Origin of the sequence: Streptomyces sp. 378 (genome assembly GCF_030124145.1) — a bacterium.
Classification (GTDB): Bacteria; Actinomycetota; Actinomycetes; order Streptomycetales; family Streptomycetaceae; genus Streptomyces.
Map to the genome: position 1 here is coordinate 180,680 of NZ_JASKMS010000014.1, position 12,435 is coordinate 193,114.

The 12,435-nt window shown below is 74.6% G+C and carries 5 protein-coding genes; 4 read left to right on the plus strand and 1 reads right to left on the minus strand.

Annotated features, from left to right (window positions below):
- Window positions 1–62: 62 nt before the first annotated feature.
- Complete coding sequence (locus tag QNO09_RS20630; protein WP_283971688.1) at window positions 63–7,427, minus strand: type I polyketide synthase; 7,365 nt, start codon at window positions 7,425–7,427, stop codon at window positions 63–65.
- 162 nt (window positions 7,428–7,589) lie between these two features.
- On the opposite strand from QNO09_RS20630, the gene QNO09_RS20635 reads away from it, so the two are divergent.
- Genes QNO09_RS20635 through QNO09_RS20650 form a run of 4 tightly spaced genes read left to right on the plus strand, consistent with a single transcriptional unit; the run spans window position 7,590 to window position 12,116 of the window.
- Window positions 7,590–8,618 carry a 3-oxoacyl-ACP synthase III family protein gene (locus QNO09_RS20635; protein WP_283971689.1) on the plus strand — a complete coding sequence of 343 codons (1,029 nt, stop codon included), beginning with the start codon at window positions 7,590–7,592 and terminating at the stop codon, window positions 8,616–8,618.
- Entirely contained in the window at window positions 8,615–9,556 is a 942-nt protein-coding gene (locus tag QNO09_RS20640) for an alpha/beta fold hydrolase (RefSeq protein WP_283971690.1), read from the plus strand. Before QNO09_RS20635 ends, QNO09_RS20640 begins: the two co-directional genes overlap by 4 nt.
- Window positions 9,553–11,124: an AMP-binding protein gene (locus QNO09_RS20645; RefSeq protein WP_283971691.1), complete on the plus strand. Its 1,572-nt coding sequence runs from the start codon at window positions 9,553–9,555 to the stop codon at window positions 11,122–11,124. Before QNO09_RS20640 ends, QNO09_RS20645 begins: the two co-directional genes overlap by 4 nt.
- Complete coding sequence (locus QNO09_RS20650; RefSeq protein WP_283971692.1) at window positions 11,121–12,116, plus strand: NAD-dependent epimerase/dehydratase family protein; 996 nt, start codon at window positions 11,121–11,123, stop codon at window positions 12,114–12,116. Before QNO09_RS20645 ends, QNO09_RS20650 begins: the two co-directional genes overlap by 4 nt.
- The last annotated feature ends 319 nt before the right edge of the window (window positions 12,117–12,435 follow it).

Consider the following 12,435-nt stretch of genomic DNA (forward strand, 5'->3'; position numbering starts at 1 on the left):
CGTCACCGGTCCCGGTCGTGCCCCGCCAGGACCGGCGACGCCCTTCGCAGGGGCCGCGCCCCCTACGCGCCGGTGCCCAGGTCCAGCCGCTGGTGGATCAGGCGGGCGAAGTGGTACAGCGTGCGGCCGGTGGCCAGGTCGGCCGGTCCGAGGCGGATGTCGAACAGCTCCCTCGCCTGCGTCAGGAACTGCACGCCCAGCAGCGAGTCGAGACCGAAGTCGGTGACGTTGAGCGCGGGGTCCAGGTCGGCCGGATCGGTCTGCAGGACGTCCGCGAGGAGCCGGGTGATCGTGCCGGTGATCTCGCGCACCGCCTCGTCGGCCGGGAGATCCGCCAGCGTGCTCAGGAGCTCGTTGCGCGCGTCCGCCGACACGGCGGAGGACGACGGCGCCAGCGCGGCGAACCGGGGGGTGGCCAGGGCGGGGAGCAGGTGGCGTGCGGTTCCCCAGCGGTAGCGGCCCGCGCCCGCGACATCGGTACCGGCGGCCAGGCAGCGGTCGGCGGTGGTCAGGACCTCGGCGGGAGTGAGCAGTTCCAGACCGCGTCCGGACATCGCGGCCCCCATGCCGCTGCGCGCCACATAGCCCGTCTCCCCGATCGGCCCCCAGGCCAGGCTTGTACCCGCCCGGCCTGCGGCGCGGCGGGCCCGGGTGAGGGCTTCCAGGTAGGCGTTGGCCGCCGCGTAGGCGGCCTGACCCGGATTGCCGATACCGGCCGAGACGGAGGAGTAGGTGAGGAACAGGTCCAGGTCGCGGTCGGCGGTGAGACGGTCCAGCAGTGCCGCGCCCGCCGCCTTGGGCGCCAGTACGGCGGCGAACCGGTCGTCGGTGAGGTCGGCCAGCGCCGCGTCGTCCATGTGCATCGCCGCGTGCACCACGCCCCGCAGCCGGTGCCCGGTGGCGTCCACGGCGTCGAGGACCCGGCGCAGCGCCGCTTCCTCGGTGACGTCGGCGGCGTGGGCGGTGACGTGCACGCCACGTTCGGTGAGGTCCCGCAGAAGGGCCGGTGCCTCGGGTGCGTCGGGTCCGCCGCGGGAGACCAGGGCCAGGTGCCGGGCACCGCGGTCGCCCAGCAGGCGGGCGGTGGCGGCGCCGAGTCCGCTCAGTCCGCCGGTGATCAGGTAGGTGCCGTCGCCGTCGAGGCGGAGCGTGCCGGGCGCGGGCTCCACGGGGACGGGTTCGTCCAGCGGGTCGAAGGTGACCACGACCTTGCCGGTGTGCCGGGAGTGCTGCAGAAGGTGGAAGGCCTCCTCGACCCGGGCGGCGGGGTGGACGGTGTGGGGCAGGGGTCGGTACGTGCCGGAGGCGACCTCCGCCTCGAAGTCGGCGAGGAGACGGGAGCCCCGTTCCGGGTCGTCGATGGCGGTGTCGAGGTTGAAGCCGATGAACGTGAGGCTGCGGTCGAAGGGGCGCAGTGTGATCGGGTTGTTGAGGAAGATGTCCCGTTTGCCGAGTTCGATGAACCGGCCGCCCGGGCCCAGCAGGTCGAGGCCCTGGGCGATGGCCTCGCCGCTGAGGGAGTTCACCACGACGTCCACGCCCCGGCCACCGGTCAGTTCCCGGACTCGTGGGACGAAGTCCAGGGTGCGGGAGTCGAGCACGTGCTCGACTCCGAGGGTGCGCAGCAGGTCCCGTTTGGTCTCCGTGCCGGCGGTGGCGATGACGCGGGCGCCCTGCCGGCGGGCGCACTGCAGGACGGCCAGGCCCACCGCCCCGGCCCCGCCGTGCACGAGCACGGATTCCCCGGAGCGAAGGCCCGCCTGGTTGACGAGGGTCTGGTGCACGGTCAGGAAGGCGACGGGGAAGGTCGAGGCCTCCGTGAAGCTCATCCCGTCGGGGATGCGGACGACGGCGGCGGCGGGGGCCGTCGCGTGGGAGGCGAGGGCGGCGGGCACCAGGCCGCAGACCCGGTCCCCCGGCTTCAGATCTCGCACTCCCTCTCCGACGGCGCGCACGACGCCGGCGCCGTCGGTGCCCAGCCCGCGGCCGATGGGGCTGTTCTCCACCGCCTCGGGCGGCAGCAGGCCGTTGGCCCGCATGGGGTCGCGGTAGTTCAGGGCCACGGCCCGCATCTCGAGGGCGACCTCTCCCGGGCCGGGCTCGGGAAGGTCCGTCTGCCGCCAGACCAGCCGCCTGCGCAGGCCGGGGTCGCGTGCTTCCAGGATGAACGGAGCACCGGCCGGAACGCCGGGGGGCTCGTCGGCCGGATGCTGGATGTGCCGGGGGACGAATCGGCCGTCGGCGGTCAGGACGATCTCGTCCTCCCGGGCGGCCGGATCGTCGCCGCGTGCGAGCAGTTCCCCGGCCAGGCGGCGGGCGTCGGCGCCGGCGTCACCGGTGCGGTGGCAGGACAGACGTCGCAGGCGCAGGTCGGGCCGCTCGTTGGCGAGGGTGCGGCAGGCCGCCCAGACGGCCGCGTCGACCGGGTGCGTCGGCTGTTCCGGGGCCGGGAACAGCCCGGTGGGGCGAGTGACGAGCCAGATGCCGGGGCCGGTGCGGCCCTGCGGGTCGTCGCAGGCGGCGGCCAGGGATCGCAGCATCGCCGCGCGACGGGTGGTCGGCGCGACGGTGTTGTGCGGGCCGGTCTCGGCGAGCAGCAGGACGAGGTGTGGATCGGGGGCCGTGGGCAGGACCGCCTTCCAGGCGGCGGCACCGTCGGGCGCGGTGACCACGGTGGCCTCCCCCAGGTGGGCGGTGAGCGCCTGGGCGGTCGGCAGCTCGGTGGCGTCTTCCACGGCGACCACCCAGGCGGCGCCAGGACCCGTCCGCAGCGGCTCCGAATCGGGCACGGGGCCGTGGTCCGCCGCGGCGAGCAGGACGGAACGGTCCTCGGGCCCGGTCTGCGCCACGCGCGGGAAACCGCACCGGGCCAGCAACGGTGCCCACGCGTCGCGGGGCAGGATGCGGGAGGCCGGGCGCAGGGTGTGGTCGCCGCGCTCCCAGAAGTTGTTCAGCGCGCCGGACAGCAGGGCTTGCAGCCGGGCGTGGTGAGCTTCGGTGACCAGCAGGTGCCCGCCGGGGGCCAGCATGCCGTGCAGCCGGCTCAGGGTCGCGGCCAGATCGGTGGTGGCGTGCAGGGCGTCGCCCGCGAGGACGAGGTCGAAACCGCCCGGGGGCAGGCCCTGGCCGATCAGGTCGGCGTCCGGGTCCAGGGTGCGGTGGTCGACGAAGTCGTGGGAGGCGAAGCGGTGTTCGGCGCGGGTGAGCACGCTCGGGGCGGCGGCCGTGCAGGTGTAGCGGGTCCGGTCGGCCGGGAGGACGGGGAGGACGGCTGCCGTCAGGGCGGTGGTGGTGGCGCCGAACTCCAGGACGCGCAGCGGACGGTCGGCCGGCCAGCGGGCGACGATGTCGCCGAGCAGCGCCTGCACGACGCGGTGGGTGAAGCGGTGGGCCGGGTCCGTCTCGTGGAGTAGCTCCAAGGTGCCGTCCGCGGCGGGCAGCAGTTCGCGGGCGTCGGCGCGTCCCCGCACCACGTCGGGCAGTCGGCGCAGTTGCCGGTTGAGGAGCAGGGTGCGGGCGCCGAACGCGGGATGGTCCTCCACCAGGTCGCGCAGCAGCGCCTCCGCCCTGGTCTGCGCGCCGGACAGCTGCCAGGTGTCCTCCGCCTGCCGGGCGAGGCCGTGCTCGGCCAGCAGGGGGAGCATCAGCCGCGCGAGCCGCCGGTGCCGGGGCTGCATGCCCCCGGCCACCAGGTCGGCCATCGAGAACGGGGCCGAGGGGTCGGTGAGAAGTCCGCGCAGCGTCTCCGCCCAGCAGTGGGCGCCGGCCTGTTCCGCGGCGGCGGTGAACCGGCGGTGGCCGTCGTCGTCCAGGGCGGCGCGGGCGGCGGCGATGCGCGGTTCGGCCGCGCGCCCCACCTCGACGGGCTCGGGAAGCGGGGAGGGCGCGGCGCGACGTGCCGGGTGGGGGGCGGCCCGCAGGACGGTGTGCTGGACGGTCAGCGGGACGCGCTCGATCATGTGGCCGCGGCGGGTGCGGCAGCCCTCGATCTCGGCGGTGACCGTGCCGTCCGGGTCGGCGTAGGTGATGTCCCAGCACATCTCGTTGGCGCTGCGGCTGCGGCGGCGCAGGTGCACGACGCCGGTGGGCGCGGGCGTGCGCCACACGCGGACGGACCGGAACACGGTCGGCAGGAACGCGGCGGACTCCGCCTGCGCCCCGGCGAGGGCCACGGTGGCCTGGAGCGGCGCGTCGATCAGGACGGGGTGGGCGGTGTAGGCGTCGGTGTCGTGCCGCAGCCGGTAGCTGACCAGCACCTCGTCGTCGCCGGCGTCGATGTGGTCGATGAGCTGGAAGTCGGGACCGCAGTTCAGCCCGATGCCGTGGCAGGTCCGGTAGAAGTCCGGACCGTCGAGGCCGCGGTCGCAGCGTGCTCGGAGCGCGTCGACGTCGAGCGGGGCGGGTGCCGTGCCGAGCAGGGTCCGGACCTGGGCGCGTACGACGGGCACGCACTCCCCGCCGTGTTCCTCACGGACGCTGATGGTGACGGCGCCGTCGTCGGGGGTGACCGAGGTCTGCAGGGCGACCGGCGTCGGGTCGGGCCACGGCACGGACAGCGGACGGCCGATCTCCAGGTGCCGTACCTCGACCGGGCGTTCCAGGGCGCGCCGGCCGGCGCTCAACGCCATCTCCACGTAGGCGGCGGCCGGCATGAGGACGTCGTCGCCGATCCTGTGGTCGCCCAGCCAGGGCACCAGTTGCGGTTCGACGGTGCCGTGCCACACGGGGTGCGGGGCGGGCATCCGCTCGCCCACCAGCGGATGGTCCAGCAGGCCGCTGCCGATGGCGGCTTTGACGAGGTCCTGTGGGGCGCCGTGCCAGTGCCGTTCGCGCTGCCAGGCGTAGGCGGGCAAGTCGACCACCCGGCCCGGGCGGGGGAAGTGGTGGCTCCAGTCGGTCGCGGTGTCGGCGGCGAGTGCCGCGGCGACGGCCGCCGCGGTCTCGCGGGGGCCGTCCCCGTCGCGGTGCAGGGTGGCCACGCAGGTGGCGCCGGTGTGGCGCAGATAGGGGCGCAGCACCGGGTGCGGGCCGATCTCGACCAGGAGGCCGGCGTGCCCGTCGGCGAGGCGGGCGGCGGCCTCGGCGAACCGGACGGGTTCGCGGACGTTGCGCCACCAGTACTCGGCGTCGAGTTCGGTCCCGTTCAGCGGGGTGCCGGTGACGGTGGAGAGGAACGGGATGCGGGCCGGGGCGGGTTCGAGGCCGTCGAGTGCGGCGAGCAGGGGTTCCCCGATGGGGTCCATGGCCCGGCTGTGGAAGGCGTAGTCCAGGTCCAGTTCGCGGAAGAAGACACCGCGGCCGGTGAGTTCGGCCCCCCAGGCCGCCAGCGTGTCGGCGTCCCCGGCGACGGTCACGTCACGGTCGCTGTTGATGCCCGCGATCTCCAGTGCCCCGTCGTGACGGAGCAGTTCCTCGCGAGCCTGTGCCTCGGGCAGGCCGACGGCGGCCATGCGGCCCCGGCCGGCGGTGGCGCCCTGGGTGCGGCTGCGCTCGGCGATCACCAGCGCCGCCTGCTCCAGTGTCAGGGCTCCGGCGGTGTGGGCGGCGGCGACCTCGCCGACACTGTGTCCGGTCACCGCCCGCGCACGCACCCCGTGCGAGGCCAGCAGTGCGGTCAGGCCGACCTGCACGGCGAACAGGACCGGCTGGGCGATCTCGGTGCGCTGCCACGTCCGGGGGCGCGGGTGGGCCAGTTCCTTGGTCACCGACCAGCCCAGGTGGGGCGCCAGGGCCGCGTCGGCCTCCTCGACGGCCCGGCGGAAGGCCGGTTCGCTCTCCAGCAGGTCGGCGGCCATGCCCGGCCACTGGGAGGCGTTGCCGGAGAACACGAACGCGGTTCCGTCCCGCTCGCCCTTGCGTACGACGGCCCCGCGGGCGGGTTCCCCGGCCGTCAGCCGGTCCAGCTGCCGGGCGGCGTCCTGCGGCCCGGCGGCCAGGACGGCGGCGCGGTGCGGGTGCGCGGTGCGGCGTACGGTGCTGGTACGAGCCAGGTCGTAGAACTCCTCCGGCGCCGTGTTCCGCAGCCGCTCCGCCATGCGGGCGGTCATCTGCTGCAGCGCCTTGGGCGACCGCGCGGAGACGACCAGCGGCAGCGGGCGGCCCTGCGGCGCCGGGCCCGGCTCGGGATCCCGGGCGGCGGCGGGCGGGGTGAGGACGGCGTGGGCGTTGGCCCCGCCGAAGCCGAAGGCGCTCACGCCGACGGCGGCCCTCTCGCCCGGCTCCAGCGGTACGGGCTCGACGGCGGGGGCGAGTCCGAGGCCGTCGAAGTCGATGCGGGGGTTGAGGGGAAGGGCGTGCAGGGACGCCGGTACCAGCCGGTGGCGCAGCACCAGGATGGCCTTCAGCAGGCCGGCCATGCCCGAGGCGGGTTCGAGGTGGCCGACGTTCGACTTCACCGAGCCGATCGGCAGCGGGCCGCGGCGGCGGCGCCGGCCCAGCGCCCGGCCGATGGCCTCGGCCTCCGCGGGGTCGCCGACCTGTGTGCCGGTGCCGTGGGCCTCGACGTACACCAGGTCGTCCGCGTCGATGCCGGCCTCGGCGTAGACCGTGTGCAGCAGCGCCTCCTGGGTCTCGGCGCTGGGCACGATCATGCCGGTGCTGCGGCCGTCGGTGTTGTTGCCGGTGGCGGCCAGTACGGCGTGGACGCGGTCGCCGTCCGCCACCGCGTCCGCGAGGCGCTTGAGGACGACCACCCCGCCGCCCTCGGCTCGGACGAAGCCGTCGGCGTCCGCGGAGAACGCCGCGCAGCGTCCGCGCCGGGACAGCATGTTCGCGTAGGAGAACCCGGCGAAGGAGTAGGGGTTGGACAGCACGTTGACACCGCCGACGAGGGCGACGCGGCCGGTGCCCTCGCGCAGGGTGCGGCAGGCCCGGTCCAGGGCGACCAGGGCGGAGGAGCAGGCCGTGTCGACGGCCATGCTCGGGCCGCGCAGGTCGAAGGCGTACGAGATCCGGTTCGCCGTGATGGACAGGGTGGCGCCCGGCATGGTGTGCGGGCTGGTGTGGTTCTGCATCATCGACAGGCTCACGCCGTAGCCGGGGTCGGAGACGCCCACGTACACGCAGGTGTCCGACCCGGCCAGTGACTCGGCGGGGATGGCGGCGTCGTCGAGTGCCTCGGCGGCCATCTCCAGGAGCAGCCGCTGCTGCGGGTCGATGTGCCGGGCCTCCGCGGGCGACATGCCGAAGTAGGCGGCGTCGAAGGAGGCCACGTCGTCGAGGAAACCGCCGGCGGCGGTGTAGCTGCGGCCGGGCCGCACGGGACCCGGGTCGACGGTGCGGTCCCGGGGCAGCCGGTCGGCGGGCATCTCGCCGACCACGTCCCGCCCGTCACGCAGCACGGACCACAGTCCGTCCAGGTCCGTGACGCCACCGGGAAGGCGACAGCCGACACCCACCACCGCCACGGCTCGTTCGAGCTGGTGCATCGTCAAGTCCCCTGTCTTCCCGTGCCGGTTGCGGGTCATATGGTGCGGCTGGGACGGGTTCGGGGAACGAAGAATCCGCTGCGGATCACTCGTTGGGGTGGAGACCACCGCACAAACGGCATTCCGGCCCGGCGGCGTACAGCGCGTCGTTACGGTGACGCGGTGCCCGAAGCCCTCCGCGCGCGCATCGCCGCCGTTTCCGCTCATCTTCCGTCCCGCTACCGGACCTTGGAGGAGATCCGCGTGAAGATCACCGAGACCGGTGGCTACGCACCGTCGCCCGGTCTGCTGGAGGATCTGACCGGGGTCCGGGGAGTCCATGTGCACGAGGACGGCGAGAACGCCTCCGACCTCGCCGTGAAGGCCGCCCGCTCGGCGCTGGACGAGGCGGCCCTGAAGATCGACGACATCGGCCTGCTGTTGTTCGCCTCGACCTCGCAGGACCTGGTCGAACCCGCCACGGCCCACATCGTGGCCACCAAACTGGGCGCCTCCTGCCCGGTGTTCGACGTGAAGAACGCCTGCAACAGCTTCCTCAACGCCATGGAGGTGGCCGCGTCGTTCATCGAGACCGGCCGCTACCGCACGGTCCTCATCGCCTGCGGTGAACCCTCCACCCTGGCCACCCGCTGGCACGCCCCCACCCGGGAGGATCTGTTCAGGGCCCTGCCCGGCTACACCGCCTCCGACGCCGGCGCCGCGATGGTGCTCACCGCCGGCCCCGCGGGCGACGGCGACCCCGGCATCCTGTCCCTGCGGTTCGTCAGCAACTCCCCGGCCTGGCAGGCGTGCACGGTGGCCGGCGGAGGAAGCATGCACCACCTCTCCGTCCACGACGACCACACCACCCTGCGCCTGAACGGGGACCTGCGGCAGAGCGCGCTCGACGTGCTCCCCCGGATCCTGGACACGGCCGGGGAGGAACTGGAAGCGGCGCGTTGCGGCGCCTTCGCCTTCATCGCCTTCCACCAGATCGCCATGCCGCAGTACCGCGAGGTGATCGACTCGTTCTCCCTCCCCGAGGACCGGTGCATGCCAGCGGTGGCCGAGCACGGGAACTGCGCGGCGGCGTCCCTGCCCCTGCAACTGGCCAAGGCCCGGGAGGCCGACCGCATCGAGAGCGGGGACCTGGTCGGGATGATCGGCCTGGCCAGTGGTTTCAGCTTCGGCCTGGCTGTCGTCCGGTGGTGACCGCACGAGCCGGCCACGCCCCGGTACCGGATGCCACCACCCGGGCACGGCTGCTGCCGGGCTATCCGGAGCCCCGGCACTGGCGGCGGGTGCCGGTCACCGGACAGCACTACCTCGACCTCGGCTCCGGCCCGCCGGTGCTGTTCCTGCACGGCAACCCCTCGTGGAGCTACGTCTGGCGCGCGCTGCTGCGCCGGCTCTCCCCGCACGCCCGCTGCGTGGCACCCGACCTGCCGGGCTTCGGGCTGTCCCGGCATCTGCGGCCGGCGGACGGCGTCCCTGACCCCTACGAGGCCCAGCTGGAAGGCCTGGACGGTCTCCACCGCCACCTGGTGCGGGACGCGGGCCTGCCGGAGCGGGGCTGGACGTTCGTCCTGCATGACTGGGGCGGCCCGCTCGGCATCGCCTGGGCGCTGCGGAATCCGGGGGTCGTGGCCCGGCTGGTCGTCTGCAACACCCTGGCCTTCCCCTTCCCGGACGGCTTCCGGCTGCCGTTCTACCTGCGCTGGATCCGTGACCACCGGCCGGTCGCGGAATTCGTCCACGCCACCAACGCGTTCGCCCGCGTCGCCGTCCACGCCGGGGTGCACCGCCCGCTGCCGCCGACCGAGCGCCGGGCGTTCCTGCGCCCCTACGTCCGCAGGCGGGAACGCAGGGCCGTCACGGACGCCGTGCGCGCGATCCCCCGCGGCCCGTCGGACCCCGTCTGGCGGCTGCTCGACCCTCCCGGTGCCGGACCGGGTCTGGCGGAGCTGCCGCTGCTCATCGGCTGGGGCATGCGCGATCCCGTGTTCACCCCGGTCCTGCTGGAGGAGTGGGCGCGCCGCCACCCGCACGCCGTCATCCACCGTTTCCCCGACGCCGGGCACTTCGTGATGGAAGACGCCGCGGCCGAACTGAGCGACCTCATCCGCGACTTCCTCCAGGGGGCACCGTGACCGTTCCCGGTATCGCCGCACGCCTGGCCGACCGGCCCGATGCCGTCGCCCTCGTCGAATGCCGCAAGGGAACCTCCCGCACGACCCGTCGCGGCGAGCTGGTGGGCCGCTGCCACCACCTCGCGCGGGCCCTGCGCGACGCGGGGGTCCGGCCCGGCCACAAGGCCGTCGTGATGACCCGCGACGCCCACGACCTCACCGCCGTCTCCTACGCCCTCGGCCTCCTCGGCGCCGTCCCCGTGCTGATCGAACCGCGCGCCGAGGTGGGCCGCTGCCTGGAGGACGTCGCCCCGGACGTCTTCGTCGGGGAACCGCTGGCCCACCTCGGGCGCCGGGCCCTGGGGTGGGGCCGCCCCCACGTCCGGATCCCCCTGGTCACCGGATCCCCACCGCTCCCCGGGGCGCGGCGGCTGGTCACCCGAGCGCCGGCCGCCGACGGCCCGCTTCCGCAGACGCGGGAGCCCGACGGCGACGGACCGGCCCTCATCGCCTTCACGTCCGGCTCCACGGGACGGCCCAAGGGGGCGGAGTACCGCCACAGCACCTTGGCCGGCCAGCTCGACGCGCTGACGACTCTGATGGACCCCCGGCCCGACGACGTACTCCTCGCCGGGTTCCTGCCCGTCACGCTGCTCGGCCCGCTGCTGGGGATGACGACCCTCGCCCCGGCCGTCAACCACCTGGCCCCCGCCCGCACCTCGCCGGAGGAACTCGTCGGGCCGATCCTGGAACACCGGGCGAGCATCCTGCTGGCGTCTCCCGCCGTCCTCACCCTGATCGCCCGCCACTGTGCCCGCCACCGCGTCACGCTTCCCTCGGTACGGCAGGTCCTGTCCTTCGGCGCCCCGCTGCGCGTCCGCCTCGCCGAAGCCCTGCGCGAGGCCGTTCCGGACGACGCCGAGATCCTCAGCGTGTACGGCGCCACGGAGTGCCTGCCCGTCTCCTCGATCGACGACCACGACCTGCGTGCCACGCGCGACCGGCCGCCAGCCGGGCACGCCGGCACCTGTCTGGGCCGATCCCTGCCCGGCCTCCGCGCCCGGATCCTGGACGCCGACGCCACGGGGCTCGGTGAGATCGCCGTCTCCGGTCCCACCGTCAGCCCCGTCTACCACGCGCGTCCCGACGCCGACGCCGTCGCCAAGAGCGACACCGACCACGGCGTGCTGCACCGCACCGGGGACCTGGGCCGGCTCGACGACGAGGGCCGGCTGTGGTTCCTCGGCCGCAAGGCCCACCTGGTCACCGGCTCCGGCTTCACCCTGGCCACCGAGGACATCGAGGCGGCCGCGGACACCGCACCCGGCATCCGGCGCACCGCCCTGGTCGGGGTCGGCACGGCCGTCTGCCAACTGCCCGTCCTGTGCGTCGAACCCCTGCCCTCCACCTCCCGCGCCGCTGCCCTGGCAGCCGTGCGCGCGGCCCTGAAGGACCATCCGGAGGGCCACCGCGTCGGCGCCCTGCTGATCCGCCCCCGCTTCCCCACCGACCCCCGGCACAACTCCAAGATCGACCGCATGCGCCTGGCCGGCTGGGCCGCCCGGCGCCTGCGCGGGAGGAGCCGATGAAGGTACTGGTCACCGGCGGGAGCGGCTTCCTCGGCAGGGAGATCTGCCGTCGACTGCGCGCACGCGGCGACGTCGTCTCCTCCCTGTGCCGCCGCCCGAGCACCGCGCTGGAGGAGCTCGACGTCCAGCAGCACGTGGGCGACCTCGCCGACCCGGCGGCGGTCTCGCGCGCCGTCGCCGGGTGCGACGCCGTCGTCCACAACGCCGCCCTGGCCGGCGTCAGCGGCCCGCCGCGGCCCTACTGGGCCACCAACGTCGTCGGCACCCGCCATGTGATCGAGCAGTGCCGCGTCCACGGCGTCCGCACGCTCCTCTACACCTCGACGGCCAGCGTCGCCTTCCGGCCCGGCGGCCTGGAAGGGGTCGACGAGAGCCTCCCCCACGCCCCTTGCCACCTGGCCGCCTACCCCGCCACCAAGGCCCGCGCCGAGGCCCTGGTGCTGGCCGCGCACGGCCCGGAGCTGGCCACCGTCTCGCTGCGCCCGCACATCATCTGGGGGCCGGGCGACCCCCACTTCGTCCCCGCCCTCGCGCGTGCCGTGCGGGTCGGCCGGCTGCCGATGCCGGGGGACGGCTCCAACCTCGTCGACACCACCCATGTCCGTACCGCCGCCCACGCCCATCTGCTCACCCTGGACCGGCTACGGCAGTCACCGGAGCAGGCGGGCGGCCGCGCCTACTTCATCGGCCAGGACGATCCGCGTCCGCTGCGCGAGATCACCCGGCACTTCCTGCGGGCCGCCGGTCTCGACGCCCGCTGGTGCGCCCTGCCGCCCCGGCTCGCGACCGCCGCAGCCGGCGCCGGCGAAGCGCTCCTGCGCGCGGCACGGAGCACCCGCACCCACGCCCTGAGCCGCTTCCTCGTCGCGGAACTGCTCCATCCGCACTACTTCGACCTCACCGCCGCCCGCCGCGACCTCGGCTTCGAGCCGCCGATCGGATTCGACGCCGGCATCGCCGAACTCACCCGGTCCGCCCCCGCCCACCCTTGACCACAGCAAGGAAACGCCGTTCCGGACACCCACACCACCGTCCGTTCCATCCTGACCAGCGCCTTCCGCGTCCCGGAGGACGAGATCCGGCCCGACCTGACGCTGGGGCAACTGCAAAGGAGCCCCGTCGGCAGGACGTCCGCGTCGCCGTCAGCCACTTCTTCGGCTTCGGCGGTCACAACGTCGTCCTTGCCCTGGCCAGATCCTCCTGACCGGCCGCACGGCTGGTCAGAGGCGTCCGGACGGGGCTAGGCCCCTTCTGATGGATCTCCGTGGGAGAAGGAGCGGCGTTCGGTGCGTGCTCTGGGGGTCCCCCCTG